At 72.4% G+C, this 26706-nt stretch carries 27 protein-coding genes and 1 pseudogene; 14 read left to right on the forward strand and 14 right to left on the reverse strand.

Translation table 11 applies throughout. From position 1 onward, the window contains the following. Window positions 1-272, reverse strand: a pseudogene (locus ACWEOZ_RS37835) (AraC family transcriptional regulator); the annotation flags it as partial. 70 nt (window positions 273-342) lie between these two features. On the opposite strand from ACWEOZ_RS37835, the gene ACWEOZ_RS37840 reads away from it, so the two are divergent. The 9 genes from ACWEOZ_RS37840 to ACWEOZ_RS37880 are packed head-to-tail and all read left to right on the forward strand — an operon-like array spanning window position 343 to window position 9362. Then, window positions 343-1347 carry an EamA family transporter gene (locus ACWEOZ_RS37840; RefSeq protein WP_451915485.1) on the forward strand — a complete coding sequence of 335 codons (1005 nt, stop codon included), beginning with the start codon at window positions 343-345 and terminating at the stop codon, window positions 1345-1347. Next, complete coding sequence (locus tag ACWEOZ_RS37845; RefSeq protein WP_451915486.1) at window positions 1317-2669, forward strand: ABC transporter substrate-binding protein; 1353 nt, start codon at window positions 1317-1319, stop codon at window positions 2667-2669. Before ACWEOZ_RS37840 ends, ACWEOZ_RS37845 begins: the two co-directional genes overlap by 31 nt. A gap of 1 nt (window position 2670) precedes the next feature. Continuing rightward, window positions 2671-3570: a carbohydrate ABC transporter permease gene (locus ACWEOZ_RS37850; protein ID WP_451915487.1), complete on the forward strand. Its 900-nt coding sequence runs from the start codon at window positions 2671-2673 to the stop codon at window positions 3568-3570. 4 nt (window positions 3571-3574) lie between these two features. Then, window positions 3575-4468 (forward strand): carbohydrate ABC transporter permease, encoded by an 894-nt coding sequence (locus ACWEOZ_RS37855; protein WP_451915488.1) that lies wholly within the window; start codon window positions 3575-3577, stop codon window positions 4466-4468. An 8-nt stretch (window positions 4469-4476) separates the two neighbouring features. After that, on the forward strand, window positions 4477-5445 hold the full coding sequence (locus ACWEOZ_RS37860; RefSeq protein WP_451915489.1) for an NAD(P)/FAD-dependent oxidoreductase: 969 nt from the start codon (window positions 4477-4479) through the stop codon (window positions 5443-5445). A gap of 52 nt (window positions 5446-5497) precedes the next feature. Continuing rightward, window positions 5498-6361, forward strand: coding sequence for an ATP-dependent sacrificial sulfur transferase LarE (larE, locus tag ACWEOZ_RS37865; RefSeq protein WP_451915490.1), 864 nt, complete (start codon window positions 5498-5500; stop codon window positions 6359-6361). Then, a complete protein-coding gene (gene larB, locus ACWEOZ_RS37870) occupies window positions 6354-7028 on the forward strand; it encodes a nickel pincer cofactor biosynthesis protein LarB (RefSeq protein ID WP_451915491.1) in 675 nt (224 codons plus the stop codon). The genes larE and larB overlap by 8 nt, the downstream gene beginning before the upstream one ends. Next, on the forward strand, window positions 7025-8257 hold the full coding sequence (larC, locus tag ACWEOZ_RS37875; protein WP_451915492.1) for a nickel pincer cofactor biosynthesis protein LarC: 1233 nt from the start codon (window positions 7025-7027) through the stop codon (window positions 8255-8257). Before larB ends, larC begins: the two co-directional genes overlap by 4 nt. Window positions 8258-8282: 25 nt before the next feature. Then, window positions 8283-9362 carry a LacI family DNA-binding transcriptional regulator gene (locus ACWEOZ_RS37880; protein WP_451915493.1) on the forward strand — a complete coding sequence of 360 codons (1080 nt, stop codon included), beginning with the start codon at window positions 8283-8285 and terminating at the stop codon, window positions 9360-9362. Here the strand turns inward: ACWEOZ_RS37880 and ACWEOZ_RS37885 are convergent. From ACWEOZ_RS37885 to ACWEOZ_RS37920, 8 genes are read right to left on the reverse strand one after another with little or no spacing between them, the layout of a single operon-like run. Next, complete coding sequence (locus ACWEOZ_RS37885) at window positions 9263-10585, reverse strand: lactate racemase domain-containing protein (RefSeq protein ID WP_451915494.1); 1323 nt, start codon at window positions 10583-10585, stop codon at window positions 9263-9265. The two genes, ACWEOZ_RS37880 and ACWEOZ_RS37885, sit on opposite strands and share 100 nt — an antisense overlap. A gap of 5 nt (window positions 10586-10590) precedes the next feature. After that, a complete protein-coding gene (locus ACWEOZ_RS37890; protein ID WP_451915495.1) occupies window positions 10591-11469 on the reverse strand; it encodes a sugar phosphate isomerase/epimerase family protein in 879 nt (292 codons plus the stop codon). After that, a complete protein-coding gene (locus ACWEOZ_RS37895; RefSeq protein ID WP_451915496.1) occupies window positions 11466-12515 on the reverse strand; it encodes a Gfo/Idh/MocA family protein in 1050 nt (349 codons plus the stop codon). The genes ACWEOZ_RS37890 and ACWEOZ_RS37895 overlap by 4 nt, the downstream gene beginning before the upstream one ends. Next, window positions 12512-13339 (reverse strand): sugar phosphate isomerase/epimerase family protein, encoded by an 828-nt coding sequence (locus ACWEOZ_RS37900; protein ID WP_451915497.1) that lies wholly within the window; start codon window positions 13337-13339, stop codon window positions 12512-12514. Before ACWEOZ_RS37900 ends, ACWEOZ_RS37895 begins: the two co-directional genes overlap by 4 nt. Before the next feature lie 22 nt (window positions 13340-13361). Beyond that, on the reverse strand, window positions 13362-14348 hold the full coding sequence (locus tag ACWEOZ_RS37905) for a Gfo/Idh/MocA family protein (RefSeq protein ID WP_451915498.1): 987 nt from the start codon (window positions 14346-14348) through the stop codon (window positions 13362-13364). A 5-nt stretch (window positions 14349-14353) separates the two neighbouring features. After that, on the reverse strand, window positions 14354-15259 hold the full coding sequence (locus tag ACWEOZ_RS37910; RefSeq protein ID WP_451915499.1) for a carbohydrate ABC transporter permease: 906 nt from the start codon (window positions 15257-15259) through the stop codon (window positions 14354-14356). Then, on the reverse strand, window positions 15256-16257 hold the full coding sequence (locus ACWEOZ_RS37915; protein WP_451915500.1) for a carbohydrate ABC transporter permease: 1002 nt from the start codon (window positions 16255-16257) through the stop codon (window positions 15256-15258). The genes ACWEOZ_RS37910 and ACWEOZ_RS37915 overlap by 4 nt, the downstream gene beginning before the upstream one ends. Before the next feature lie 6 nt (window positions 16258-16263). Further along, window positions 16264-17601 (reverse strand): ABC transporter substrate-binding protein, encoded by a 1338-nt coding sequence (locus ACWEOZ_RS37920; protein WP_451915501.1) that lies wholly within the window; start codon window positions 17599-17601, stop codon window positions 16264-16266. 179 nt (window positions 17602-17780) lie between these two features. Between ACWEOZ_RS37920 and uxaC the strand changes: the two genes are divergently transcribed. Then, window positions 17781-19178 carry a glucuronate isomerase gene (uxaC, locus tag ACWEOZ_RS37925; RefSeq protein WP_451915502.1) on the forward strand — a complete coding sequence of 466 codons (1398 nt, stop codon included), beginning with the start codon at window positions 17781-17783 and terminating at the stop codon, window positions 19176-19178. Then, window positions 19175-20500 carry a mannitol dehydrogenase family protein gene (locus ACWEOZ_RS37930; RefSeq protein ID WP_451915503.1) on the forward strand — a complete coding sequence of 442 codons (1326 nt, stop codon included), beginning with the start codon at window positions 19175-19177 and terminating at the stop codon, window positions 20498-20500. Before uxaC ends, ACWEOZ_RS37930 begins: the two co-directional genes overlap by 4 nt. On the opposite strand, the gene ACWEOZ_RS37935 is transcribed toward ACWEOZ_RS37930, so the two are convergent. Both ACWEOZ_RS37935 and ACWEOZ_RS37940 read right to left on the reverse strand, forming a co-directional pair. Further along, window positions 20476-21033 carry a hypothetical protein gene (locus ACWEOZ_RS37935; protein WP_451915504.1) on the reverse strand — a complete coding sequence of 186 codons (558 nt, stop codon included), beginning with the start codon at window positions 21031-21033 and terminating at the stop codon, window positions 20476-20478. The two genes, ACWEOZ_RS37930 and ACWEOZ_RS37935, sit on opposite strands and share 25 nt — an antisense overlap. Further along, window positions 21030-21500 (reverse strand): MarR family winged helix-turn-helix transcriptional regulator, encoded by a 471-nt coding sequence (locus ACWEOZ_RS37940; protein WP_451915505.1) that lies wholly within the window; start codon window positions 21498-21500, stop codon window positions 21030-21032. Before ACWEOZ_RS37940 ends, ACWEOZ_RS37935 begins: the two co-directional genes overlap by 4 nt. 71 nt (window positions 21501-21571) lie before the next feature. Between ACWEOZ_RS37940 and ACWEOZ_RS37945 the strand changes: the two genes are divergently transcribed. Further along, on the forward strand, window positions 21572-22603 hold the full coding sequence (locus tag ACWEOZ_RS37945) for an LLM class flavin-dependent oxidoreductase (RefSeq protein ID WP_451915506.1): 1032 nt from the start codon (window positions 21572-21574) through the stop codon (window positions 22601-22603). A gap of 3 nt (window positions 22604-22606) precedes the next feature. Then, complete coding sequence (locus ACWEOZ_RS37950; RefSeq protein WP_451915507.1) at window positions 22607-23299, forward strand: NADPH-dependent F420 reductase; 693 nt, start codon at window positions 22607-22609, stop codon at window positions 23297-23299. 6 nt (window positions 23300-23305) lie between these two features. On the opposite strand, the gene ACWEOZ_RS37955 is transcribed toward ACWEOZ_RS37950, so the two are convergent. Genes ACWEOZ_RS37955 through ACWEOZ_RS37965 form a run of 3 tightly spaced genes read right to left on the reverse strand, consistent with a single transcriptional unit; the run spans window position 23306 to window position 25849 of the window. Next, a complete protein-coding gene (locus ACWEOZ_RS37955) occupies window positions 23306-24025 on the reverse strand; it encodes an SDR family oxidoreductase (RefSeq protein ID WP_451915508.1) in 720 nt (239 codons plus the stop codon). Between the two features lie 10 nt (window positions 24026-24035). Beyond that, window positions 24036-25526, reverse strand: coding sequence for an MFS transporter (locus ACWEOZ_RS37960; RefSeq protein ID WP_451915509.1), 1491 nt, complete (start codon window positions 25524-25526; stop codon window positions 24036-24038). Next, the gene (locus ACWEOZ_RS37965) at window positions 25523-25849 is read right to left on the reverse strand and encodes a muconolactone Delta-isomerase family protein (RefSeq protein ID WP_451915510.1); all 327 of its coding nucleotides are present in this window, start codon (window positions 25847-25849) and stop codon (window positions 25523-25525) included. The genes ACWEOZ_RS37960 and ACWEOZ_RS37965 overlap by 4 nt, the downstream gene beginning before the upstream one ends. 186 nt (window positions 25850-26035) lie before the next feature. Between ACWEOZ_RS37965 and ACWEOZ_RS37970 the strand changes: the two genes are divergently transcribed. Then, window positions 26036-26647 carry a VOC family protein gene (locus ACWEOZ_RS37970; RefSeq protein ID WP_451915511.1) on the forward strand — a complete coding sequence of 204 codons (612 nt, stop codon included), beginning with the start codon at window positions 26036-26038 and terminating at the stop codon, window positions 26645-26647. Window positions 26648-26706 lie beyond the last annotated feature (59 nt).

A 26706-nucleotide genomic window follows, 5' to 3' on the forward strand; every position in this document is an offset into this window, starting at 1 on the left:
GCCGCCAGGAGCGCGGGCGTCGGGGGCGGGATCGGCGGGGCGGCGCCGGTGACGATGATCAGGTCGGCGGTGGCGAGCCGGCGCAGGGTGTGGGTCGGGGTGACCCGGAAGCCGGTGGAGGTGGGCATCGGCGTGCGCCGCTCGGCGCAGACCGCATACCGGTACGACGGCAGCTCCGGGTCCAGCCGGCGCAGCCCGAACAGCTCACTGACGATGCCCAGCTCGAAGGCCGGCACCGGGGCGGCGACCACCACCGCGACGTCCGACGGCATCGTGCCATCTTGGCAGAAACTGCGGGATGCCTGGCAAGTCTGCCGTCCCGGTCCGGGGCACGGTGAAGGTATGCCTCTCCTCGGACCCCTCGCGATCGTGTACGTGGTCTGGGGCTCGACGTATCTGGCCCTGAAGGTCGCCGTCGAGCACCTGCCGCCACTGACCCTCAGCGCGGTGCGTTTTCTCGTCGCCGGGCTGCTGCTCTACGCCTGGTGTGCGTGGCGGCGCCGACGCCGGCCGGAGCAGGGCTGGCGCCGGCCCACCCGGGCGCAGTGGCGGGCCGGCCTGGTTCAGGGCCTGCTGCTGCCGGCCGCCGGCACCGGCGGGGCGACGTGGGCGGAGCAGGAGATCTCCTCCGGTACGGCGGCCCTGCTGCTCGCCACCATCCCGCTGTGGATGGTGCTGGGCACCCGGATCGTCGACCGGGAACGGATCAGCGCGCCGGTCGCGGTGGGCCTGGTCGCCGGGATCGCCGGCGTGGGCGTGCTGGTGAACCCGTTCTCCGGTACCGCGCCCGACCCGCTCGCCGCGGCCGTGGCCCTGGGCGGGGCGATGTGCTGGGGCCTCGGCTCGGTGTACGGCCGGCACACCGCACACCCGGAGCAGCCGCTGCTGGCCAGCGCCGTGGAGATGATCTGTGCCGGCGCCGCCCTGGCCGTGCTCGGTGGGCTGGGCGGCGAGTTCGCCCGGATCGACCTGTCCGCGGCCGTGACCGGCTCGCTGCTGGCGGTGGGCTACCTGATCGTGTTCGGCAGCCTGCTGGCCTACAGCGCGTACGAGTGGCTGCTGCGGCACGCTCCGGCCCGGGTCGCCGGCACCTACGCCCTCGTCAATCCGGTGGTGGCCGTGCTGCTCGGCTGGTGGCTGCTGGACGAGCCGCTGGGTGGTCGCACTGTCCTGGCCGGCCTGGTCATCGCCGGGGCGGTGGCATTGATCGTGCTGCCCGGGCGGCCCGCGGCCGGCGCCGGGCGTCCCGAATTGCGGAGGGATCGACGCGATCCTATATTCCGGCTACGGGAACGTGCGCCGACAGGAGAACATCGATGTTCATCCGATCGATCCGGGCGGCAGTGAGTGCCGCCCTCGTGGTCGCGATCGCGGCCGGCTGTGGCGGAGTGGGCAGCTCCGGCGAGGACTCCGGTAATGCTCAGGTGACCCTGACCATGATGGGGTTCGGCACCGGTGACGAGGTCGCGACGACCCGGTTCGACGCCGCCAACGCCGCGATCGCCCCCAGCAGCGCCAAGGCGTCCGAGGGCAGCTTCAGCGCCCAGCAGTTCCTGTCCGCGGTGGCGTCGGGCAGCCCGCCCGACCTGGTCTACCTGGAACGCCGGCTGCTCGGCACGTACGCGGTCAAGAAGGCGATCGTGCCGCTGACCGACTGCGTCGAGCGCGAGAAGATCGACCTGGGACAGTTCCGCCCGGCCGCGGTAGCCGAGGCCACCCTGGGCGGCACGCTGTACGGCCTGCCGGAGTTCTACAACAACCGGGTCCTCATGCTCAACGACACCGCCTTCGCCGAGGCCGGGCTCGACCCCGCGTCGTTCAGCACCGCCGACTGGCCGGCCCTGACCACCGCCACCCGCAAGCTCACCGCGCAGCGCGGGGGCAAGCTGTCCCGGATCGGCTTCGACCCCAAGATCCCCGAGTTCCTGCCGTTGTGGGCCCGGGCCAACGGCGGCTCGCTGGTCAGCGCGGACGGCAGGACCGCGCAGCTGACCGATCCGAAGGTGGTCGAGGCGCTCACCTTCACCGTCGCCCTGATCAACGCGCAGGGCGGCTGGGCGAAGTTCAAGTCCTTCCGGGACTCGTTCGACTTCTTCGGCGCGAAGAACCAGTTCGCCACCGACCAGCTCGGCGGGTTCCCGATGGAGGACTTCTACCTCAGCGTGCTGGGCGAGAGCTCCCCCGACGTGAAGCTGACCGTCGCGCCGTTCCGCGGGGTCGACGGGCAGCCGGTCGACTGGATCACCGGCAACGCCTGGGCCATCCCGGCCAAGAGCGCCCATCCCGCCCAGGCCTGCAAATGGATCAAGAAGATGACCGAGGCCGGCTCCTGGATCGCGGCCGCCAAGGCCCGGGCGGCGGCCCGCCAGGCCAAGGGCGCGCCGTTCACCGGCCTGTTCACCGGCAACGTCAAGGCCGACGAGGTGATCTTCAAGGACGTCGTGAAGCCGACCGGCCACGCCGGGTTCGACGCGGCCGTGCAGACCGTCCTGCAGACCCAGCAGGCCGGGTTCTCCGAGCCGGCCCTCGCGGCCGGTGAGGAGTTCAAGGCGGCCTGGCAGGACGCGGTCAACCGGGTCCTCGCCGGCAAGCAGCAGCCGGCCCAGGCGCTCGCCCAGGCTCAGCAACAGGCCCAGGCCGCCCTGGACAAAGCCAACAGCGGCTCCTGAGATGACCGCGCGCCGCCGCGAGATCTGGGCCGCGTACGGCTTCCTCTCGCCCTGGATCGTCGGCTTCCTGGTGTTCCTGGCCGGGCCGATGGTCGCCAGCCTGGTGCTGTCCTTCACCGACTACGACGTGCTGACCAGCACGGACCTCGTCGGCGGGGAGAACTACCGGATGCTGCTGGCCGATCCCAAGGTGCGCACCAGCCTGGCCAACACGATGTTCTACACCGTGCTGCACGTGCCGCTGACCATGGCGGTGGCCCTGGGACTGGCCATGCTGCTGGCCCGGGCCGGGCGCCGGTCGGCCGGGTTCTTCCGGACCATCTTCTACCTGCCCACTATCACCCCGAAGGTGGCCGTGGGCGTGCTGTTCCTGCTGCTCTTCAACGGTCAGGTCGGCCTGATCAACGAGGTGCTCGGGTGGGTCGGCATCACCGGGCCGGACTGGACCTCGGACGGGCCGTGGATCAAGCCCGGGCTCGTGCTGATGAGCGCCTGGAGCCTGGGCAGCACGGTGATCATCTATCTGGCCGCGTTGCAGAACGTTCCCCGGGACCTCTACGAGGCGGCCGAGATGGACGGCGCGTCACCGTGGGCCCGGTTCCGGGCGGTGACCGTGCCGATGATCAGCGGTGCCCTGTTCTTCACGCTGGTCATCAACACGATCAGCTCGCTGCAGACCTTCGACGAGGTCTACACCGCGTTCTTCGGCAGCGCCAACCAGCAGACCTACGGCAACGACGCGGCCCTGTTCTACGTCATCTACCTGTTCCAGCAGGCGTTCCAGTTCCTGCACATGGGGTACGCGTCGGCCCTGGCCTGGCTGCTGTTCCTGATCATCGTGCTGATCACGCTGGTCCAGGTCCGCCTCAGCCGGCGCTTCGTCTACTACGAGAGCGAGTGAGGCCATGACCGCGCTGCAGGAACCGCAGCTGCTCGCCCCCGTGGACCCCGGCGCGTCCCGCCCTTCCGGACGCCGGCAACGGCACCGCTGGGTGCTGTGGACAGCGCTCGCCGGCGCCGCCGTGATCTTCGTGTACCCGTTCGTCTGGCTGGTCAGCGCTTCACTCAAGCCGCGGCCGGAGGTCTTCGACAACGCACTGGTGCCGCAGCACTGGGCACCGGAGAACTACGCCACCATCTGGTCGGCCGCGCCGGTGTTCACCTGGCTGGTCAACAGCGTCGTGGTCGCGCTGGCCGCGGCCGCGGCGGTGACCGTGTCGAGCGCGATCGTCGCGTTCGGCTTCGCGTATTTCCGCTTCCCCGGCCGCAACGCGCTGTTCGCCTCGGTGATCGGCACGATGATGCTGCCCGGCGCGGTCACGATGATCCCGACGTACCTCATCTGGAACGAGCTGGGCCTGGCCGCCACGCAGGTGCCGCTGTGGGCGACCAACCTGTTCGGCAGCGCGTTCTACATCTTCCTGATCCGGCAGTTCTTCCTGGGCGTGCCCCGGGAGCTGTTCGAGGCGGCCCGGGTGGACGGCGCCGGCTACTGGCGGCTGTTCTGGCGGATCGCGGTGCCGCTGTGCAAGCCGGCGCTGATCGTGTCGTTCGTGTTCGAGCTGCGGGCGAGCTGGTCGGACCTGCTCAAGCCACTCATCTACCTGCGTGATCCGGCACTGTTCACGATGCCTCGCGGGATGAAGTCGATCCTCGACCAGTTCGGCCAGGCCGGCGAGGCGCGGTGGGAGGTCGTGCTGGCCGGTGCGGTGCTCACCACCGTACCGATGATCATCGCTTTCTTCCTGTGCCAGCGCTATTTCGTCGAGGGCGTGGCCACTCAGGGCCGCAAGGGGTGAGCGAAGAGATGCGAGCAGTCGATGTCGCCGTCATCGGGGCCGGTCCCACCGGGCTGTTCGCCGCGTACTACGCGGGCTTCCGCGGCCTGACCGTGGCGGTGGTGGACACGCTGCCGGAACCCGGCGGGCAGATCACCGCCCTGTATCCGGAGAAGGACATCTTCGATGTCGCCGGCCTGCCGTCGATCAAGGGCCGCGACCTGGTCACCAACCTGGTCGCCCAGGCGGCGCCGTTCGCGCCGCACTACCTTCTCGGGGTACGCGCGGAGAAGCTCTCGTACCGCGACGGGCTGCCGGTGTTGCACCTGGCCGACGGCAGCGACCTGAGCTGTGGCGCGGTCATCGTGACCGGTGGCCTGGGCAGCTTCACTCCTCGCCCGCTGCCCGCCGCCCAGGGGTACGCCGGTGCCGGGATCGTCTACTTCGTGCCGCAGCCGGCCGAGCTCACCGGGCACGATGTGCTCATCGTCGGCGGTGGCGACTCGGCCTTCGACTGGGCGCTCGCCCTGCACACCGTGGCGCGTTCGGTGACGTTGGTGCACCGGCGCGACCGGTTCCGGGCCCACGCCGCCACGGTCGCCCGGGTCCAGGCGCTGCCCGTCACCATCCTGGTGAACGCCCAGGTCACCGCCCTGCACGGCCCGGAGACGGTGACGCACGCGGACGTGGCTGTGGACCGCGAGAGTGCGCGGCGCATCCCGGTCGACACCGTGGTCGCCGCGCTGGGCTTCACCGCGGATCTGGGCCCGCTCGCGGAGTGGGGAATGCAGCTGGACCGCCGGCGCGTCGTGGTGAGCAGCACGATGGCCACCAACCTGCCGCGGGTGTTCGCCGCGGGCGACATCGTGGACTATCCGGGCAAGATCCGGCTGATCGCCACCGGCTTCGGCGAGGCGGCCACCGCCGTGAACAACGCGGCCGTGGCCATCGATCCGGACGCCCACCTCTTCCCCGGTCACTCCTCGGAGGGCGGCTGACGCAGCACAACTTCTGGCAATCGCTTGCCAATGCCCGGGACGGACGCATGGGATGGTGGACGGACCGGACATCCCGTCGCTGGAAGGACACTCCATGATCGGTGCCGCCGCCGTCACCGACCGGCTCGCCGGGATCGGCCGGCTGGGCGTGGCGTTCTCCGGCGGCGTCGACTCCTCCGTCCTGCTCGCCCTGGCGGTCCGGGCGCTGGGCCGCGCCCGGGTCGTCCCGATCCTGGGCGTCTCCCCCAGCCTCGCCGCCGACGAACGCGCCGCCGCGCACCGGGTCGCCGACCACATCGGGGTCGCCGTCGTCGAGGTGCTGACCCACGAGGGCGACCGGGCGGCGTACCGGGCCAACGGGCCGGACCGCTGCTTCCACTGCAAGGACGAGCTGTTCACGGTGATCGCCGACGAGGTCGTGGCCGCGCACCGGCTGGACGCCGTCGCGTACGGCGAGAACGCCGACGACGCCCGCCGGCCGGACCGGCCGGGTGCCCGCGCCGCGGTCGAGCACCGGGTGCTGCGGCCGCTCGCGGACGCCGGGCTCGACAAGGCGGCGGTCCGCGGCATCGCCCGGGAGCTGGGGCTGCCGTGCGCGGACAAACCGGCCGCGCCCTGCCTCGCGTCCCGGATCCCCCACTTCAACGAGGTCGTGCCGCGCAAGCTGCGCCAGATCGACCAGGCCGAGGCGGCGCTGCGCCGGCTGGGCTTCGCCGACCTGCGGGTACGCCATCACGGCGACATCGCCCGCGTCGAGCTACCCCCCGAGGACCTGCCGCGCGCCGTCACCGATCCGCTGCGCACGGCGATCCGCGACGCCGTCGTGGCGGCCGGGTTCCGCTTCGTCACCGTCGACCTGACCGGCGTGCAGTCCGGCGCCTTCACCCTGCCGCTGGTCCGGGCCGGCGATGTCTGACGAGCTGTCCGCCTTTGCGCGGCTGGATCTCGAGCGCACCGCCCGCCGCGGCTATCCGGAAGCGGTCTACTGCGAGGGCAAGACGCCGGAGCAGGTCGCCGGCATCGCGGCCGCCGTGCGCGCCCGTCCCGACGTGGTCACCCTGTTCACCCGGGCCGGCCCGGAACACGCCAAGGCGGTCCTGCACGAGCTGCCCGACGCCCTGCACGACACCGAGGCGGCTCTGCTCGCCTGGCCGCCCGGGCCGCCGGAGAGCACCGGCGGGCTGATAGCCGTGGTCGCGGCCGGCACCTCCGACCTGCGGGTGGCCCGGGAGGCGATGCAGACCGCGCGCTACCTGGGTCGGCGTACCGAGCTGGTGGTCGACGTGGGGGTGGCCGGCCTGCACCGTGTGCTCGGCCAACTCGACCTGCTGCGCCGGGCCCGGGTCGTCGTGGTGGTCGCCGGGATGGACGGTGCCCTGCCCAGCGTGGTGGCCGGCCTGGTCGCCGCCCCGGTGGTCGCCGTGCCGACCTCCGTGGGCTACGGCGCCGCCTTCGGCGGGCTCGCCCCGCTGCTCACCATGCTCAACTCCTGCGCGCCCGGCGTCGCGGTGGTCAACATCGACAACGGGTACGGCGCCGGCCATCTCGCCGCCCAGATCGCTGCCCCGGCGGACGACGCGTGAGCCGCGGCCGGCACGCGTGGATCGACGCGTCGGCGGGCGTGGCCGGCGACATGCTGCTCGGCGCCCTCGTCGACGCGGGAGCCGGACTCGCCTCCGTCCAGCGGGCGATCGACGCGGTGCTCCCCGGCTCGATCCAGCTCACGGCGACGACGGTGACCCGGGCCGGGCTGCGGGCGCTCAAGGTCGACGCGCAGCCACTGGTGGCCGACCCACCACACCGCACCTGGCCCGGCATCCGCGAGCTGCTCACCCGGGCCGACCTGCCCGGCCGGGTCCGCGACCGGGCGGGTGACGTGTTCGCCCGCCTCGCGGAAGCGGAGGCGCGGGTGCACGGCATCCCGGTCGACGACGTGCACTTCCACGAGGTCGGCGCGCTGGACTCCATCGCGGACGTGGTCGGTGTCTGTGCCGCCCTGGCGGAGCTCGACATCACCACCGTGTCCGCGGGTGAGGTCGCGGTGGGATCCGGGCGGGTCCGGTCCGGACACGGCGACCTGCCGGTCCCCGTCCCGGCCGTGGCGCAGCTGGCCCGCGGCTGGCGGATCCGCGCCGGTGGCCCCGGCGAGCTGGCCACCCCGACCGGGATGGCGACGATCCGCGCCCTGGCCTCGTCCTGCGAGGACCTGCCGGCCATGACGGTCGAGGAGGTCGGGTCCGGGGCCGGCGGCCGGGACACCCCGGGGCGGGCGAACGTGGTCCGGGTCCTGGTCGGCGTGCTGACGTCCGCGGAGCCCGCCGAGGCGATGATCATGCTGGAGACCAACGTCGACGATCTCGACCCCCGGCTGTGGCCGGGAGTGCTGGCCGGGCTGCTGGCCGACGGGGCGGCCGACGCGTGGCTCGTACCCATCGTCATGAAGAAGGGCCGTCCCGCGCACACGCTGAGCGTGCTGTGCCGGCCGCAACGCGCCGATGAGCTGCGTGAACGGATGCTCCGCGACACGAGCACGCTGGGTGTCCGCGAACAGCTGCTGCACCGCCGTGCCGTCCCGCGGACCTTCGTGGACATCGAGCTGGACGGCGGCCCGATCGCCGTGAAGGTGGCCCACCGGGACGGCGTCATCACCCAGGTCATGCCCGAGTTCGACGACGTCGCCGCGGCGGCCCGCCGGCTCGGGCGTCCCGAGCGGCTGGTGCTGCAGCAGGCCATCGCCGCGGCCGCCGCGGCCGGGCTGGTCGTGGGGGCCGCATACCACGACAGCGGTGAATATCGGGCCGGCGTCTTTTGACCGGACCCGGCCTACGATGAGCGGCATGGGGCGACGCCCGACGATCTACGACGTCGCGCGGGAAGCCGGCGTGGCCGCCTCCACCGTGTCCCGGGCCTACTCGCGGCCGGGCCGGGTACACGCCGAGACCGCGCAGAAGATCTTCCGGGCGGCGGAACGCCTGGGCTACCGGTCCGGACCGCTCAACGGCCAGCAGCCCGGGCGCCGGCCCACGCACCGTTCGATCGGGCTGGTCATCGCCGACGTCACCAACCCGTTCTACGGCGAGATCATCAAAGGCGGGTACGAAGCCGCCCGCGAGGCCGGCTACCAGCTGGTCCTGCTGCACACCAACGAGTCGCCGGAGGTCGAGCGGCAGACCATCGAGCGTGAGATGGAGCAGGTCGACGGCATCGTCATCGCCAGTTCCCGGATGAGCGACTCGGCGCTGCGGATGATGGCCAAGCAGAAGCCGGTGGTGCTGCTCAACCGGATCATCCCCGAGGCCAGCTGCGTGGTGAACGACAACGAGCGCGGAATCCGGCAGGCGGCCGAACACCTCTGCGCGCTGGGCCACGACACCGTGCTGTACGTGGCCGGCCCGGAGATCAGCTGGGCGGACGGGGTGCGCTGGCGGGCGCTGCGGGAGGCGGCGGCTCACCTGCCGCTCGACGTACGGCGCATCGGCCCCAACGAGCCGACCGTGCTGGCCGGGCTGAGCGCGGCGCGGCGGGTGGCCGAGCTGGGCGCGACGGCGGTGCTCGCGTACAACGACATGCTGGCCATCGGGATCATGAACGGGCTGCACAAGCTGGGGGTCACCGTCCCGCACGACGTCAGCGTGGTCGGCTTCGACAACATCGTCTACGACGAGCTGGTCAATCCGCAGCTGACCACGATCGCCTCGCCGCTGTACCGGATGGGCCTCACCGGGGTGCGCAACTGCATCGCGGTGTGGCACGGCACCCGGCCCAGCGGCACGCCCCTGGTGCTCCCGGTCCGCCTGGTCGTCCGCCAGTCGACGACTCAGCGCAGGCGGAAGAGCACCTCCCCGGCCCGCGGCACGACCAATGTGCCGGGGTCGGCGGTGAACTCGGCGACGTCGATCGTGGCCGGGTCGCGGTAGCCCAGGTTCAGCGCGCGGCAGGTCTCCTCGGGGATGCCGGTCGCCAGGGTCACGTCGACCCGGAGCCGCTCCTCACCGGTCGCCGGGTCGTACGTGCCGGCGCCGCGCAGGTGCGTGGAGTGCGCGAGCACCCCCCAGTGGATGTGCTGGAAGGCGTCCCACTGCCGCACGAAGTAGTCGCGGCAGTGGTAGCCGATCTCGTGGATCTCCGGGTGGCTGGTGGCGATCTCGCGGATGTGCGGGGCGTACAGGATGACCTCGCCGCCGTCGGCCACCACCGGCTCGACCTTGTAGAAGCCCTTGGCGCCGGTCCAGATCTCGCCGTACATGGCCGGGACCAGCGACAGCACCCGGCGGACCGGCGCGTCGAGGTAGGTCACGTGGGTCGCGGCGCTGATCTCGGCGGCGCTCTCCCAGGACGAGATGCAGTCGCCGAAGGACACCGAGTGCAGCGCGCTGCTGCGGTCGCTGTCCGCCGGGACGCCGTCGTCCTCCTCCGGCGTCTCGGCGGTCACCACGCACAGCGCGTACGTGCGCGCGGGGATCAGCGCGGCGCCGTCGTTGATCAGCGCCCGCACCGGCGTGACCTCGGTCGTCCCGATGATCTCGGCCGAGGTGATCAGCGCGCCGAGCCAGTGCGACACGTCGATGATCCTCTGGCCGGCCACGCCGGGGAAGAAGTACTTGTTGCCGCCGGACATGCCCACCACCTCGTGCGGCAGCACCGGCCCGACCACCAGGGCGATGTCGTGATCGACCACCGCCCGGTTGAGCAGCACCTCCACGTCGCCGCTCATCCGGCCCTCGGAGAGCTCCTCGATCCGGGCGGACGGGATGGTGCCCAGGTCGGCGAAGGTCTCCGGCTTCCACCACTCGTGGTTGAGCACGGTCGTGCCGGGATAGACCTCGGCCAGGTCCCGCCCGCGGTAGCCGAGGTGCTCGGCCAGCGCGTCGTCGCTCATCGCCCCGTGCGTGCCCAGCGCGATCAGCACGGTGAGCCGGGAGGCGCGCCCGTGCAGGGCCCGGTGCACCGCGCTGACCAGCAGCGGCAGCGGGCAGTTGCGGGTCGCGTCGGGCACCAGCACGCAGACGCTGAGCCCGTCGGCGTCGATGCCGGCCAGCTGTTCGGCGATGAAGTCGGTGACCTCGCGAGCGCCGAGGACGCGGTCCGCGCCACCGACCCGGGCGGCGCGCTGCCCGGTACGGGTCGTCAGGGAAGTCATGTCCCTCATCCTCCGCCCTGCACCGGCAGATTGCGCCGGGCCCACTCGAACGAGATGCGGTGCGACTCGGCCCGGGACTCCATGCTGGGCTCGTCCACCTCGATCATGAAGTCGCCGTCGTAGTCCGCCGGCACGGCGGCGAGCACCGCCGCGAAGTCCACGACGCCCAGACCGGGCTCGGCCCACAGCCGCCTGGTGGCCTGCACCTCGTGGTAACTCATCCCCGCGCGGCGCTGCGGGCTCAGCAGGTCCGGGAAGCAGTCCTTGAGATGGATGCCGCCCAGCCGGTCGGCGTAGCGCCGGATGAACGGCGCCGGGTCGATGCCGGCCCAGCGCAGGTGACCGGTGTCGGGTCCGAAGCCGATCACGGCGGGGCCGAGGTCGTCGAGCAGGCGCACGATCTCGTCCTCGGTCTCGAAGACGCCGCCGACGTGCGAGTGGTGCAGCGGGCGCAGCCCTTCGGCCTGCAACACCCGGCAGACCGTGCCGCAGCTGTCGATCGCGCGGGCGAGCCGGCCCGCGTCGAAATCGGCACCGACGGCCGGTTCGGCCATCCGGGCGGGCACGGCCATCGACGAGATCATCGTACGGTCGAGGCCGAGCGCCACCTGGGCCGCCGCGAACCGCTTGGCCCGCTCGACCTCCGCGGTCAGATCGACCGTCTCGTCGAACGGCGAGCTGAAGAGGCTCAGCGCCGGGGCCAAGCCGTAACCGGCGATCCAGTCCCGGTACTCCGCCGCGGTCATGTCGTCGGGCACGTCGGCCTTGACCGCGGTGAAGCCGATCTCCTGGAAGTCCCGGAACGCCTCGGCGAACACCTCCCGGGTCTTGCCGGCCCGGCTCCAGTACGGGATGGGATTGGCGGCGATGCGTGGGGTGCTCATGACAGGCGCACCGGCCGTCCGGTCCGCGCGGACTCGTACGCGCCGGTGATGACGCCGATCGACTGCCGGTTGGTCTCCAGGTCCACCCGCAGCTGCTCGGTCCCGTCGAGCGCGCCGAGGAAGTTCAGGTACTGCAGGCGGTGGGCGTCGGACAGGCTGCCGGGGTTGCTGCCCGCGGTGGGGACCGAGGTGCTCTGCGTCGTACCCATCAGCTTCTCCTCGGGCTCGCGGCCCGCCGCGGTGGCGTGGAAGAACGCGAGCTGGTCGTTGTCGATGACCGCCGAGCCGCGGTCGCCGTGCACCTGCAGCCGGGCGCTGAGCCCCGGATAGGCGGCGGTGGTGGCGTGCAGCACGCCCAGGGCACCGCTCTCGAAACGCACGACGCCGGCCGCGACATCCTCGACCTCGATCCGCTCGTGGGCCAGCGTGCCGGCGTACGCGAACACCTCGACCGGCCGGCCCAGCGCCGCGACCAGCAGGTCCACCGTGTGCACGCCCTGGTTCATCAGGGCGCCGCCGCCGTCGAGCTCCCACGTGCCCCGCCAGTCGCCGGAGTCGTAGTAGCTCTGCCCGCGCCACCAGTCGATCGAGGCGATGCCCGAGGTCAGCCGGCCGAACTCGCCCCGGCCGATGGCGGCCAGGGTGGTCTCGGTGGCCGGGTCGAAGCGGTGCTGCGAGATCACCGTGACCAGCGTGCCGGCCTTGTCCCGGGCCTCGATGATCTCGTCCGTACGGGCCACCGTGAGCTCGGCCGGCTTCTCGACGATGACGTGCTTGCCGGCCCGCAGCGCCTCGACGGCCACCTCGCCGTGCAACCCGGTGGGCGTGCACACCACGACCACGTCGATCTCCTCGGCGGACAGTGCGGCGGTCAGCGACGGGTACGGCCGGCCACCCCGCTCGGAGGCGAGCTGCTCGGCCCGTACGGTGTCGACGTCGGCCACCGCGACCAGCTCGACCCGGTCCGCCAGCTGGCCGACCACCAGCCCGTGGTGGCGTCCGATGACCCCGGCGCCCACCAGGGCGATCCTGCGCAGGTTGCTCATGTGTACTCGATTCCCTGGGTCGTGAGCAGGTCGGTGAACGCCTGCCAGGCGGTGCGGAACAGTTCCTCGCCGGAGAACCCGCCGGTGGCCGTGGCCGCGCTCAGGTGTGGTTCGAGCGAGAAGAACCCGTCGAAGCCGTCGTGGTGCAGCGCGCGGATGGTCCGGTCGACCTCGCCGTCGCCCTTGCCGGCCGGGACCACGGTGCCGTCCCCGGCGAGCGCGTCCTTGATCTGGACGTACTCCACGTGCGGGCGCAGCACCGCGTACCCGTCGGTGTAGGGCCGGACCCCGACCTGGACGAAGTTGGCCGGGTCCCAGGCCAGCCGCAGGTGCGGCGAGCCGACGGAACGGACCACGTCCAGGCACCGGGCCGGCACATCGCCGTAGATCTCCTTCTCGTTCTCGTGCAGCAGGATCAGGTCGGCGTCCTCGGCGACCCGGGCCAGCGCGCGCATCCGGTCGATCACCTCGTCGCGGTGGGCGGCCGGGTCGGCCCCCGGCCGCAGGAAGAACGAGAAGATCCGCACGTACGGGGCGTCGAAGAAGCGCGCGACGTCGGCGGCGTGCCGCATCCGGTCCAGGTGCGGGGTGAAGTCCTCGTCGATGAAGATCTTGCCGATCGGCGAGCCGATGCTGGACACCCGCAGGTCGTGGCCGGCCAGCGTGCGCTTCAGGACGCCGAGCTGGGCCGGATCCAGGTCGAGGATGTTGACCTGCCACGCGCTGCGGATCTCGGCGAACCTCAGGCCCAGGCCGGCCGCCACCCGGCACTGCTCGGTGAAGTCGGGGGAGATCTCGTCGATGAATCCGGAAAGAGTCCACACGGGCGCGTCTTCCTCTCCTGCGTCAGTCGTGCTGTCGGTAGATCTCGTGGACCAGACGCAGCGATCTGGCCCCCTCCCGCGGTCCGATCCAGAACGGTTCCGGGTCGGCCCTCGTGCGGTAGAAGTCGGCGATGAGCAACTCGTGCGAGGCTCCCCAGTAGGCCCGGCCGGCGGCCCCGGCCGGGCGTTCCGCGACCGTCTCGGTACGCCCGTCCGTGAACCGCACTGTCAGGTCGCCCCGGATCGTCAGCACGGCACCCTCGGTGACGATCTCGACGGTCACCGGCGCGTCCGTGACGTGGGCGACGGTCGCGAAGAAGACGCTCCGGGCGCCGCCGGCGTGGTCGAGCACGGCGTGGGCGGTGTCCTCCACGTCGACGACACCGTCCAGCGCGTACCGACCGGCGTGGCCGCGGACCCGCACCACGTCGCCGAGCAGCCACTCCAGCAGGTCGAGCGTGTGGATCGCCTGGTTGATCAGGACCCCGCCGCCGCTGTCACGGACCCGCCCGCGCCACGGCCGGGCCGCGTAGTACGCCGCGTCGCGGTGCCACAGCACAGTGGCCGAGCCGCCGAGGACCGCGCCGAGCTGCCCGGAGGTGAGCAGCTCGCGGGCCGCCCGGGTGGCCGCGTTGTACCTGTTCTGCAGGCAGATCCCGGCTCGCAGGTCCGGGCGGGCCTCGGCCGCCTTGATGAGCCGGTCCGCCTCGGCCACCGTGTGCGCGACCGGCTTCTCCACCAGGACGCCGGCGCCCGTGTCGAGGCAGTCGATCGCCACCTGGACGTGCTGGTGGTGCGGGGTGCACACGTGCACGACCTCGGGACGGGTGGCGGTGAGCAGCTGCCGGTGGTCGGTGAACGCCGGGACGCCGTACCGCTGGGCCGCGGCCCCGGCCCGGCCCGCGTCGGTGTCGCACACGCCGACCAGCTCGACCCCCGCCAGGGCCTCGATCGCCTGCAGGTGCACGACCGAGACATCCCCGCATCCGATGACCGCGGCCGTGCTCATCGGGGTCACTTGACCCCGCCGGCGGTCAGCCCGCCGACCAGATAGCGCTGGAACATCAGGTACAGCAGCACGACCGGGGCGGCGCAGACCAGTGCCGCCGCCATCATCTGCGAGTACACCGGCAGCGCGCCGCCCTCCTGGGTGGTCCCGAAGATCTGCAGCGCGACCGCGGCGGTCTGCGTCTCGGGCCGGGTGAGCACCGACGCGAACAGCACGTCGTTCCAGCCCAGCAGGAAGGCGAAGATCCCGGACACCACGATGCCCGGCAGGCTCAGCGGGACGATGATCCGGGACAGGATGGTCAGCGTGGACGCGCCGTCGACCCGGCCCGCCTCCTCCAGTTCGCGCGGCAGGCCCCGCAGGTAGGTGACCATCACCCAGGTGGAGAACGGCAGGGCGAAGGTGAGGTACGCGACGAACAGTCCCCACCGGGTGCCGATCACCGTGACGCCCAGGTAGGTGCCCGCCGAGGAGAACAGCACGAACACCGGCAGCAGCATCAGCGTGCCGGGGACGCTCTGCAGGCCCACGAGTCCGCGCAGGATGGTCACCCGGCCGACGAACGTGTAGCGGACCAGCACGTACGCGGTGATGGTGCCGAGCAGCGCCGACGCCACCGCCACCAGCCCGCACACCAGCAGGCTGTTGAGGATGCCGGTGGACAGCCCCGCCGTCGTCCAGATCTTCGTGTAGCTCTCGCCGGAGAACGAGCTGGGCCAGAACTCGCCCTCGGCCACCCCGACGTCGGTGTTGAGCGAGGCCAGCACGATGTAGAGGATCGGCACCAGGACCAGCACGCACAGCCCGACGGTGATGATCGCCAGCAGCGGCCCCGGCAGCAACCGGTGGGCCTCCCCGGCCGCGGTACGGCGGCGGGGTCCGCGCGGGGGCGCGATCGCGGAGGTGCTCATCTGCGGCCTCCCTCCTCGTGCACGTCCAGCCGGACGGCACGCAGATAGACGAACAGCGGGATGGCGATCAGCACCAGCGACACGACCGCCATGGCGGCGCTGAGCCCGAACCGCAGGCTCTGGAAGCTGGTGACGTAGACCAGCATCGGCATCACGTTGACGTCATCCGGAGCAGGTGCGCCGAACAAGACGTACGGCAACGTGAAGTTGTTGATGTGGTTGAGGGTGGCCAGCAGGCAGGCCAGCAGCACCGGGCCGCGCACGTAGGGCAGGATCACCCGGCGCAGCTTCGGCCACCAGTCGGCCCCGTCGATCGCCGACGCCTCGTGCACCTCGCTGTCCACGCTCTGCAGCCCGGCCAGCGCCATCAGGTAGATGAACGGCCAGGCGGCCCAGATCTCGACCAGGATCAGCGTCCAGTACGACCGCGGCCCGCTGAGCCACAGCCCGCCGTCGACCCCGATCCTGGTCAGCGTCGCGTTGACGATCCCGTCCGGCTGCAGCATCGTGCGCCACACCGAGGCCACCACGAACGACGGCAGCACGTACGGGATCAGGAACACCGCCCGCACCCAGCCCCGCCCCCGGTACGCGTTCTGGGTCACCACCGCGGCGGTCACCCCGAGCGGCACGGTGGCCACGGTCGCGATGACGGCGAACGACACGCTGATCCAGATCGAGTGCAGCAGGCCCGACCGGAACGCCTCGACGAAGTTGTCCAGCCCGATGAAGGGGGCCTCGAGCCAGCGCCGGAGCGTGTACTGGTCCAGGTCGATCAGGGAGATGTAGAAGGCCAGCAGCAGCGGGATCCCGATGACCAGCGTCATCAGCGTGCCGCCCGGGATCAGTAGCCACAGCGGCCGCCGGCGTTCGGTGACGCCGCGGCGCCGCGGCCCGGCCTTCGCCGGCGGTGGTTCCCGGCCGGCCGGGTCGCGGCCGGCGGTGGTGGCCGCCGGCCCGTCCCCGACCGTACGCGTGGTCGTGCGGTCGTCCGTCATGGCGCTCTACTTCGCCCGGTCCAGCGAGGACTGCGCGGTCTTCTGGGCCGCGGCCAGCCGGCTGTCGATCTGGGCGTCGCTGATCGAGCCGCTGGACAGGTCGGGGATCGACTGCACCACGGCGTTGGTGAGCGCGAGCTGGATGTCGGCCCAGGCCCCGGTGAACGGCGTGGCCACCGACTTCTTCTGCGCCTCGACCACCGCGCCGAGCCGCGGGTCCGACAGCAGCGTCTGGGCCGCCGCCGCGTTGGCCGGCAGCTGGCCCAGCTTCTGGTAGATGTCCAGCTGGGCGTCCTGGTCGGTGATGAGCTTGACGAACTGGAACGCCAGGTCCTGGTTCTTGGAGTAGTCGGCGACCAGCAGGTTGTCGCCGGAGAGGATGCTGGCGGCCTCGACGCCGTTGGCCGGCCGGGTGGTGGCGCCCGGCGGCACGGTCGGCAGCAGGGTGAAGGCCCACTTGCCCTTGACCGCCCCGGCGTCCAGCGCCTTGGCGGCCAGCGCGGAAGTGAGCGCGAAGTAGCCGGTCTTGCCCTTGGCGAACGCGGCGACGGCCTGCGAGTTGGTCCAGCCGACCGCGGCCGGGTCGACCACCTTGTCCTTGGTCAGCCAGCCGAAGTACGTCTGGTAGGCCTTGCGGACCGCGGGGTCCGCGATCCGGGCCGTCTTCCCGTCGACGAGCGGGTTGCCGGCCTGCACGGACATGCCCCAGATGAACTTCCACGGGTCGAAGTTGTCCTTGTAGGCCACGGCCAGGCCGTGCTGGTCGCCCTTGGTCAGCTGCTTGGCCTGCTGGGTGAGCTCGTCCCAGGTGGTCGCCGGCTTGGCGATGCCGGCGGCCTTGAGCAGCTCGGTGTTGTAGACCATCACGAACGGCCGGCCGACCCACGGGATGCCGATCTGGTGCTGCGCGTCCGGGCCGGAGATGCCCAGCGAGGACGGCACGAACTTGTCCTTGCCGCCGACCTTCTGCCACTCCTTGTCGCCCAGGGTCACGAACGCCTTGGTCGAGTAGGCGGTCGGGGTCAGCGTGGTGCCGATGGCGTAGACGTCCGGGCCGGTCCCGGACACCACCGACGTCTGGATCTTGGTGAGCTCGTCGTTCGCGCTGGCGAACGTCTCCCACTTGACGTCGGCGCCGGTCTGCGCCTTGAACTTGTCGCTGACCGCCTTCTGCCAGTCCTGCTGCTCCTGCGGGTACTGCGTGTTGGCGCCGATCAGCACGCTGAGCGTCTTGCCGCCGCCACTGCCCCCGCCGTCGTCATCGCCGCCGCAGGCGCCGAGCGCGACGGTGAGTGCCGTCGCACCGGCCAGCGCCACCACTGCGCGCAAAGTCCTCGAGCCCATCGTCGATCTCCCTTGGCCTTGGTCGCCGGTGCGATGTGATCCGCATGACGGCGGGAGTGTTACGAGATGGTTGCGTCGGCGCTCAGCGCCAGGCAATCAGTTGCACGTTGTTGCTTGGCCGGGCCGACAACTGATGGCAATTGCTTGTGGACCGGGCGGTACGCCGTGAGGCTCAGGCGATGGCCACCTTGACCGTGCACCCCGACCGCCTGCTGCCGGCCGACCCCGGCGTGCGCGACCTCGCCCGCCGGCTGTACGCCGCCGTCCGGGACCTGCCGATCGTCTCGCCGCACGGGCACGTCGACCCGCGCATCCTCGGAGAGGACACGCCGTTCGCGGACCCGACCAGCCTGTTCATCCAGCCTGACCATTACGTGACCCGGCTGCTGCACGCCGGTGGCATCCCGCTGTCCGACCTGGGCGTGGGCGAGGGGCCGATGGGTGAGAACCGGGCCCGGGCGGCCTGGCGGCTGCTGTGCGGCCACTGGCACCTGCTGCGCGGCACACCCGTGCGGTACTGGTTCGACAGTGAGCTGGTGGACATCTTCGGCGTGACCGAGCGGCCCTCCGCGGCCAACGCCGACGCGCTCTACGACCTGATCGCCGACCAGTTGCGGCAGCCCAGCCACCGGCCGCGGGCCCTGCTGCGCCGCTTCGGCATCGACTTCCTGGCCACCACCGACGACCCGGCGGACGACCTGGCCGTGCACGACGCGCTGCGGGCCGACCCGGACGTGGCCACCACCGTCGCCCCCACCTTCCGGCCCGACCGCTACCTGGAGGTCGGCCGCCCGGGATGGCCCGAGGCGGTCAAGGAACTGGGCGGCGAGTGCGGCCACTACGCCGGCTACGTCGCCGCGCTGGAGGAACGCCGCCGGTACTTCGTCGCGCACGGCGCCGTCTCGGCCGACCACGGTCACGCCGACGCGGGCACCGAACCGCTCGGCCACCGCGACGCCGAGCGCATCTACCGGAGGGCGCTCGACGGCACCGTCACCCCGCCGGAGGCCACCGCCTTCCGCCAGCACATGACCTTCGAGATGGCCCGCATGTCGTGCGAGGACGGTCTGGTCATGACCCTGCACCCGGGCGTGCACCGCAACCATCACCCGGCCACGTTCGAGCGGTACGGCCCGGACACCGGTCACGACATCCCGGTCGCCGTCGAGCTGACCCGCTCGTTGCGGCCGCTGCTCACCCGCTTCGGCACGTACCCGGGCTTCCACCTGGTCCTGTTCACCGTGGACCCGGACGTCTACAGCCGGGAGATCGCCCCGCTGGCCGGCTTCTACCCCGCCGTGTACGCGGGCGCGCCCTGGTGGTTCCTCGACAACCCCGCCGAGATCGGGCGCTTCCAGGCGGGGGTCACCGAGACCGCCGGGTTCAGCCGGCTGTCCGGCTTCATCGACGACACCCGGGCCTTCTGCTCCATCCCGGCCCGGCACGACATGTCCCGCCGCCTCGACGCGGGTTTCCTGGCCGGCCTGGTCGCCGCCCACCGGCTCGACGAGGACGAGGCCCACGACACGCTGACCGCGCTCGTCAGCGACCAGCCGCGCAAGGTGTTCAAGCTGTGAACCCGCCGGTGCGCATCGTCCACCTCGGGCTGGGCGGGTTCTTCCGGGCCCATCAGGCCTGGTACACCGGCGCCGCCGCGGACGCCGCGGAATGGGGCATCGCCGCGTTCACCGGGCGGTCCCCGGAGCTGGCGGACCGGCTCGCCGCGCAGGACGGCCGGTACACGCTGATCGTCCGCGGACCCGAGCACGACGAGTTGGCCGTACAGACCGCGGTGGTCGCCGCGCACCCGGGCACCGACGTCCCGGCCTGGTGCGGATACCTGTCCCGGCCCGAGGTGGCGGTGGTGACCCTGACCGTGACGGAGGCCGGATACCGCCGCGACCGTACCGGCGGGCTCGACCTGGACGACCCTGCCGTCCAGGCCGACCTCGACGCCCTGCGCAGCGGCGACGCTCCGGGCACCGTACCGGGGCGCCTGGTCGCCGGCCTGGCCGCGCGCCGGGCCGCGGGCACCGGCCCGCTCGCCGTGGTGTCCTGCGACAACCTGCCCGGCAACGGCGAGGCCACCGCCCGGGTCGTGCTCGACCTGGCCGCGGCGGCCGACCCCGCGCTGGCCCCGTGGATCCGCGACTCGGTCTCGTTCGTGACGACCATGGCCGACCGGATCACCCCGCGCACGACCCCCGACGACGTACGGGCCGTCCGGGAGCGGACCGGCTTCGCCGACGCCGTCCCGGTGGTCACCGAACCGTTCAGCGAATGGGTGCTCGGCGGTGACTTCCCGGGCGGGCGCCCGGCGTGGGACGCGCGCTTCGTCGCCGACGTCAAGCCGCACGAGAACCGCAAGCTGCTCCTGCTCAACGGCGGGCACTCACTGCTGGCGTACGCCGGGAGCGCCCGCGGCCACGACACCATCGCGGAAGCCATGGCCGACCCGGTCTGCCGGGACTGGCTGGCGCAGTGGTGGGACGAGGCGTCCCGGCACGTGCCGCTGCCCGCGGACGAGCTGACCGCGTACCGGGCGGCGCTGACCGCCCGGTTCACCAACCCGCGGATCCGGCACCTGCTGGCCCAGATCGCCGCGGACGGCTCGCAGAAGATCCCGATCCGGGTGCTGCCGGTGCTGCGGGCCGAACGCGCGGCGGGCCGGATGCCCACCGGCGCGGGGCGGGTCCTGGCCGCCTGGATCGCCCACCTGCGGGGTGCCGGTGCCCCGGTCGACGACGGCGGCGCCGGGCCGTACCGGGAGCGGGCCGGCTCGGTGCGGGACGTGGTCACGCTGCTCGCACCCGACCTGGCCGAGGACGACGACCTGATCAAGGCGATCGAGTCCCTGGTGCCCGGCCGGGGGACTCAGTCGCCGGGACCCAGGACGTAACCGAACTGCTTCATCGAGCCGGCCCGGTCGATCTCGTCGAGGTCGGCCGGGTCGAGGCTCGCCAACGGGGGCCGCGCGGCACGCTCACGCCATCTGGCGAGGGGGACGGAAAGGTACTCCATCTCGGCGTAGCCGTTCGAGGTGTGGAAGCCACCGTCCCGCTCGAACAGCAGGAGCAACGGTTCGAACGGGCCTTCCAGACCTTCGGGGATCTCGAAGCCGGGCGTGGCGCGCAACGCCGCCCAGTGCAGGATGAACGGCACCACCTGCTGGGCGTTCCAGCCACCCTTCGCCGCCTGCTGCACTGCTTCCTCGACCACCACCGGGTCCGCGCGGACGTCGGGGTCCAGGTAGACCGCGAGGTCGAAGAAGGGCACCGGCTCGTTCCACCCGTACGCGTCCAGCCACCGGGCGACACGCCGGAAGTACTCCAGCATCAGCTTCGCCTTCGACCAGGTGCGGTAGCCGTGGCGCTGCCAGTCAACAGCGCCGAGGCGGGCGGCGGTGGCGCGTACCGATTCTTCAGGTGTCATCGGTGACCGAGACGCTGCAGATGCTCGCGCAGGGCGGCGGCCACGTCGGCCGCCGCCTCGATCTGCGCCGGCGTGAGCGCGTCCACGAACAGCTCCCGGACCGCCCTCAGGTGCGGCGCCGTGGCCTCCCCGAAGGCCGTCCGCCCCGCCGCCGCCAGGATGATCTCCGCGCCGCGACTGTCGGCCGCTGCCTTCTCCCGCCGGATCAGCTGCCGGCGTTCCATCCGGCCGAGGTGGTGCGACAGCCGGCTGCGCTCCCAGCCGACCTGCTCGGCCAGCTCGGACGACCGCAGCCGGCCGTGTTCGGCCTCGCTCAACGCCAGCAGTACGGCGTAGTCGCCCGGGGACAGCCCGGTGTCGTTCTGCAGCCGCCCGGCCAGCACCGTCCGCAGCGTCTCGGTGGTCTCGATGAAGTCCCGCCACGCGCGCAGCTCGGCGCGGGTGGGCAGCTGACGGGTCCGCGGCATAATCCGGCGTCCTCCTGTGTTTGACGTGTCAATCATACTGACTGACGTGTCAATTACTGGAGGACAGCACCATGAGTGAGCTCGTGCTCGGTCTCGACACCTTCGGCGACGTGCCGGTGGACGACGCCGGCGTGCCCGTCTCCCACGCCGTCGCGATCCGGCAGGTCGTCGACGAGGCCGTGCTGGCCGACCAGCTCGGCGTCGACGTCATCGCGCTCGGCGAGCACCACCGCCCCGAGTACTCGATCTCCACCCCGGAGACCGTGCTGGCCGGGATCGCCGCGCGCACCTCGCGGATCAAGCTGGCCTCGGGCGTCACCGTGCTCAGCTCCGACGACCCGGTCCGGGTGTTCCAGCGTTTCGCGACGGTGGACGCCATCTCGCAGGGCCGGGCCCAGGCCATCCTGGGCCGCGGGTCCTTCACCGAGTCGTTCCCGCTGTTCGGCTACGACCTCGGCGACTACGACGTGCTGTTCGAGGAGAAGCTCGAGCTCTTCGTCAAGCTGCTCGACGAGGAGCCGGTGACCTGGAGCGGCACCACCCGGGCGGCGCTGGAGAACGCCGACGTGTTCCCGAAGACCGAGTCCGGCCGCCTCGACACGTGGGTCGGCGTCGGTGGCTCCCCGCAGTCGGTGGTCCGGACGGCGCGGCACGGCCTGCCGCTCATGCTGGCCATCATCGGCGGCGACCCGGCCCGTTTCGCGCCCTACCTCGACCTCTACCGCCGGGCCACCGAGCAGCTGGGCACGGTCGCGCACCCGGTCGGGATGCACTCCCCCGGGTTCGTGGCGGACACCGACGAGCAGGCCAAGGAGCTGTTCTACCCGGCGTACAAGGTCATCCGGGACCGGATCGGCGCCCTGCGCGGCTGGCCGCCGCTGCGCCGCGCGGAGTTCGACGACGAGGTCGCGCACGGCTCGCTGTACATCGGCTCGCCGGAGACCGTGGCCCGCAAGATCGCCGGCGCGGTCCGGACGCTCGGCGTGGGCCGCTTCGACCTGATCTACACCGCGGGCGCCCAGCCGATCAGCGCCCGCACCCGGGCCGTCGAGCTGTTCGGCGCGAAGGTGGCTCCCATGGTCCGCGAGATTCTGGAGGGTTGAGCCGTGACCACCATCGGCATTCTCGGCGCCGGCAAGGTCGGCACCGTGCTGGCCCGGCTGGCCCTGGCCGCCGGCTACCGGGTGCTCATCGCCGGTTCGGGCGACCCGGCCAGGATCGCGCTGATCACCGAGATCCTGACGCCGGGGGCGGTCGCCGTGACCGCGGCCGAGGCGGCGGCGGGCGCCGACATCGTCGTGCTGGCGCTCCCGCTCGGCAAGCACCGCGGGGTGCCTGTGCAGGCGCTGCGCGGCAAGCTGGTCGTCGACGCGATGAACTACTGGTGGGAGGTCGACGGGATCCGCGACGACCTCACCGACCCGCGGACCTCCTCCAGCGAGATCGTGCGGGACTTCCTGCCGGGCTCGCGGGTCGTGAAGGCCTTCAACCACATGGGCTATCACGACCTGGAGGGCGGCGCCCGGCCGGCGGGCGCGGCCGGACGCAAGGCCATCGCGATCGCCGGGGACGACCCGGCCGACGTCGCCGCGGTCGCGGCCCTGGTCGACGCGCTCGGTTTCGACCCGGTCGTGGCCGGGCCGCTGGCCGAGGGAGTACGGATGGAGCCCGGCACCGAGCTGTTCGGGGCGAACACCGACGCCGCCGAGGTACGGGCGATGCTCCACCGCTTCCCCGCCTCGGACCGGGGCCGGCTGGTGGCCGCGGCCCGGCGGGTGAGCGCCCCGGCGGCTGACTGATCCCGCTCACCGCAGCAGCTGCTGGCCGCCGTCGACGTCGTAGGTGGCGCCCGTGAGTGCCGTGTTGGTCATCAGGTGCAGCGCCAGCGCCGCCACGTCGGCCGGGCCGACGACCCGTCCGATGGGCAGCGTCGTGCGCAGCTCCGCCCGGCGCGCTTCGAGCTGGTCGCCGAGCAGCCGGGCGGACAGCGGGGTGTCGACGAAGCCCGGGGCGATCGTGTTGACCCGTACCGGGGCGATCTCCAGGGCGGCGTTGGCCGTGATGGCCGGCAGGGCGGCGGTGCCGATGGCGGCGAGCACGAGGCCGTGCCCGGGGCGCCGGGCGCCCGTACCGCTGAGGAACGTCAGTGATCCGCCGGGGCGGACCCGGGTGGCGCACTCGCGGACGATCCGCAACGCTCCCACCAGGTGCTCGTCGAGCGAGGCGCGGGCCTGCTCGAAGTCCATCCCGGCGATCGGCGCGTAGGTCGGCCCGCCGCCGGAGACCAGCACGTGGTCGACCGGCGCGGGCAGCTCGGTGAAGAAGCGGTGCAGCGCGGCCGGGTCACCCAGGTCGAGCTGGACCGTCGAGGCGCCGAGCTCGTCGCGGACGGCGTCGAGCCGTCCCTGGTCACGACCGGTGACGATGACCTTGGCGTCGGCCGCGTGGGCCTGGCGGGCCGTCTCCAGCCCGATGCCGGAGGTGCCGCCGATGACGACGACGGTGCTTCCCGAGAGACTGTGCATGGTGTCCTCCTCAGACGGCCGCGGCCGGTTCGGGCGCGGCACAGGTGTGTAGCCGGGGGTTGGGCACGGCGTGCTGTCCGGTGCTGCGGCGGCTGGGCACGAGCAGGGCCGTGAGCGCGGCGGCGGCCACGGTGAGGCCGGCCATGACGAGCATCGCGGACTGGTAGTTCGCGGCCAGCGGCTGAGCGAGACCGGGCGCGCCTCCGGCCCCGAGCAGGGCCGGGACGAGGGCGACCAGGACGACCCCGCCGACCCGGGACGCGGCGTCGTTGATCGCCGACGCCTCGCCGAGGTCGCTGTCGTCGACGGCGGCGAGCACGCCGGCGGTGAGCGGAGCGACGGCCAGTCCGATCCCGAGGCCCCAGAGGATCGCGCCGGGCAGGACCGCCTGGGCGTACGAGTCGCCGGGGCGGGCCGCCGACAGCCAGCCGAATCCGGCAGCCACGATGAGGATGCCGGCGGCCATGGGCCAGCGGGTGCCGACCCGGGCGACGAGCCCGCCGACCAGCGGGGAGACGACAAGGAAGACGGCCGACTCGGGGATCAGCGCCGCCCCGGCCGCGGTGGCGCTGTAGCCGAGCTGGAGCTCCAGCTGGAGGATGACCAGGTAGCTGGCGGCGGCCAGCGCGCCGTAGAACAGCAGGGTGGCCGCGTTGATCGCGCTGAACGGCCGGGACCGGAACAGCTCCGTCCGCAGCATCGGGCGGTGCCGGCGCTGCTCGACCGGGACCAGGGCGACCAGACATGCCAGCCCGAGCAGGCCGGACGCCAGCACCGGTCCGGTGGTCCACCCTGACTCCGGCGCCGCGGTGAGGGCGTAGATGACCCCGCCCAGGCCGATCACGGCGAGCAGGGCGCCGACGGCGTCGACCGAGAGCGGCCGCCGCAGGCTCGCAGTCGGCGGGACCCGGCGCAGCACCCAGAGCGCGGCGCCGATGAGCGGCAGGTTGAGCAGGAAGACGTAGCGCCACGAGGTGTGATCGACGAGCCAGCCGCCGCCGTACGGGCCGAGGGTGGTGCCGAGGGTGGAGATGCCGGCCCAGATGCCGATCCCCCGCGCCCGGTCCGGTCCCCGCAACGTGCCGTTGAGCAGCGCGAGGCTGCTCGGCACGACGAAGGCCCCGCCCACGCCCTGCACCAGCCGGGCCAGGATCAGGGTCAGCGGCGTCGGGGCGACGGCGCAGCAGAGCGAGGCGACCAGCATCACCAGCAGCCCGGTGATCAGGATCCGCCGCGGCCCGAAGTGATCGGCGAGCGCCCCGGCGAGCAGCAGCAACGCCGCGACCGTGATCAGATAACCGGTCAGGACCCACTGCAGCTCGCTCACGCTCGCGTGCAGATCCTGCCCGATCGCCGGGACCGCGACGTTGATCATGTACGCGTCGAGGAAGCCGACCATCGAGGCCAGCACCGTGGCCGCGATGAGCGCTGTGCCACGCGCCCCGCGCAGCGGGATGAGCCCGGCACCGGATTCTGCCGCCGTACCCGGATCGGCGCTCACGGCAGCGTCACCGCGCCCGCCGGATCGGTCGCGGCCCGGCCCGGGTCGTTCGGATGGGGGCTCAGCGGGGTCACGTCGTCGACCCGCCAGGCCCGCAGCGGCATCGTGGCCAGCGTCGCCTCGAGCTCTTCCGGCCCGCCGGCGGCGAACAGCCCGATCGTCCGCCACTCCCCCGGCGCCAGCGGCGGCCGCCACAGGCGCAGCACGCGTCCCTGGTCGGCCAGGACGCGGGTGTTCGCGGCCTCGCGCGAGCGCATGTCGGCCACCTCCGCCGGCGTGGTCCCGTCCGGCACCGTTGTGGTCATGGTGACCAGGAACTCCATGTCCGACCTCCTCAGACGACATCTGCTGCGGGGTCCACGATCCGGCCACCGGGGCCCGCTTCGCGCCCGTGGCACTCCCTGGTCCCGGGCCGACCAGTGACATACACGGGCGCGACCCCGGCGCCGCGACGGCGACGCTGAGCGCGTCGGAATTCCGTCCGAGCGTTGGAGGCGCAAGTCATGGACATGAAGCTCGAAGTGGTCGTGGTACCGGTGTCGGACGTCGACCGGGCCAAGACCTTCTACACGGCACTGGGCTGGCGACTGGACGCCGACTTCGCCACCGGCGAGGACTTCCGGGTGGTGCAGGTGACCCCGCCCGGCTCGCCGGCCTCGGTCATCTTCGGCACCTCGGTGACGGCACAGGCCCCCGGCTCGGCCCAGGGCCTGCACCTGATCGTCACCGACATCGACGCGGCGCACGACGAGCTGAAGCGGCTCGGCGCCGAGCCGAGCGAGGTGTTCCACGACGCCGGCGGCATCTTCCACCACGCGGGCACCGACGCCCGGGTGCCGGGTCCGGATCCGGCCCGCCACAGCTACGGCTCGTTCCTGTCGTTCAGCGATCCGGACGGCAACGGCTGGGTCCTGCAGGAGGTCACCACCCGCCTCCCGGGACGGGTGGACCCGGCCGCCACCACGTTCGCCTCGACCACGGATCTCGCCGACGCGCTGCGCCGGGCCGCGGCCGCGCACGGCGAGCACGAGGCGCGTATCGGCGCGGCGGACCCCGACTGGCCGGCCTGGTACGCGGACTACCTGGTACGCGAGCAGGCGGGCACCGACCTGCCGGCCTGACGTGCCCTACACTTGAACCGGAACGCTCTTCCAGTTGAGTCCGGTACGGGGTGAGGTGT

The organism is Actinoplanes sp. NPDC004185 (assembly GCF_053603475.1).

Excerpts from the sequence above, each read along its gene's own strand:
- ACWEOZ_RS37845 (WP_451915486.1), top strand. The coding sequence starts at position 1,317 with ATGTTCATCCGATCGATCCGGGCGGCAGTGAGTGCCGCCCTCGTGGTC.
- ACWEOZ_RS37885 (WP_451915494.1), bottom strand. The coding sequence starts at position 10,585 with ATGACTTCCCTGACGACCCGTACCGGGCAGCGCGCCGCCCGGGTCGGT.
- larE (WP_451915490.1), top strand. The coding sequence starts at position 5,498 with ATGGTGGACGGACCGGACATCCCGTCGCTGGAAGGACACTCCATGATC.
- ACWEOZ_RS37850 (WP_451915487.1), top strand. The coding sequence starts at position 2,671 with ATGACCGCGCGCCGCCGCGAGATCTGGGCCGCGTACGGCTTCCTCTCG.
- ACWEOZ_RS37970 (WP_451915511.1), top strand. The coding sequence starts at position 26,036 with ATGAAGCTCGAAGTGGTCGTGGTACCGGTGTCGGACGTCGACCGGGCC.
- ACWEOZ_RS37955 (WP_451915508.1), bottom strand. The coding sequence starts at position 24,025 with ATGCACAGTCTCTCGGGAAGCACCGTCGTCGTCATCGGCGGCACCTCC.
- larB (WP_451915491.1), top strand. The coding sequence starts at position 6,354 with ATGTCTGACGAGCTGTCCGCCTTTGCGCGGCTGGATCTCGAGCGCACC.
- ACWEOZ_RS37965 (WP_451915510.1), bottom strand. The coding sequence starts at position 25,849 with ATGGAGTTCCTGGTCACCATGACCACAACGGTGCCGGACGGGACCACG.
- ACWEOZ_RS37840 (WP_451915485.1), top strand. The coding sequence starts at position 343 with ATGCCTCTCCTCGGACCCCTCGCGATCGTGTACGTGGTCTGGGGCTCG.
- ACWEOZ_RS37855 (WP_451915488.1), top strand. The coding sequence starts at position 3,575 with ATGACCGCGCTGCAGGAACCGCAGCTGCTCGCCCCCGTGGACCCCGGC.
- ACWEOZ_RS37910 (WP_451915499.1), bottom strand. The coding sequence starts at position 15,259 with ATGAGCACCTCCGCGATCGCGCCCCCGCGCGGACCCCGCCGCCGTACC.
- ACWEOZ_RS37895 (WP_451915496.1), bottom strand. The coding sequence starts at position 12,515 with ATGAGCAACCTGCGCAGGATCGCCCTGGTGGGCGCCGGGGTCATCGGA.
- ACWEOZ_RS37890 (WP_451915495.1), bottom strand. The coding sequence starts at position 11,469 with ATGAGCACCCCACGCATCGCCGCCAATCCCATCCCGTACTGGAGCCGG.
- ACWEOZ_RS37915 (WP_451915500.1), bottom strand. The coding sequence starts at position 16,257 with ATGACGGACGACCGCACGACCACGCGTACGGTCGGGGACGGGCCGGCG.
- ACWEOZ_RS37905 (WP_451915498.1), bottom strand. The coding sequence starts at position 14,348 with ATGAGCACGGCCGCGGTCATCGGATGCGGGGATGTCTCGGTCGTGCAC.
- ACWEOZ_RS37940 (WP_451915505.1), bottom strand. The coding sequence starts at position 21,500 with ATGCCGCGGACCCGTCAGCTGCCCACCCGCGCCGAGCTGCGCGCGTGG.
- ACWEOZ_RS37880 (WP_451915493.1), top strand. The coding sequence starts at position 8,283 with ATGGGGCGACGCCCGACGATCTACGACGTCGCGCGGGAAGCCGGCGTG.
- ACWEOZ_RS37920 (WP_451915501.1), bottom strand. The coding sequence starts at position 17,601 with ATGGGCTCGAGGACTTTGCGCGCAGTGGTGGCGCTGGCCGGTGCGACG.
- ACWEOZ_RS37935 (WP_451915504.1), bottom strand. The coding sequence starts at position 21,033 with ATGACACCTGAAGAATCGGTACGCGCCACCGCCGCCCGCCTCGGCGCT.
- ACWEOZ_RS37860 (WP_451915489.1), top strand. The coding sequence starts at position 4,477 with ATGCGAGCAGTCGATGTCGCCGTCATCGGGGCCGGTCCCACCGGGCTG.
- uxaC (WP_451915502.1), top strand. The coding sequence starts at position 17,781 with ATGGCCACCTTGACCGTGCACCCCGACCGCCTGCTGCCGGCCGACCCC.
- ACWEOZ_RS37945 (WP_451915506.1), top strand. The coding sequence starts at position 21,572 with ATGAGTGAGCTCGTGCTCGGTCTCGACACCTTCGGCGACGTGCCGGTG.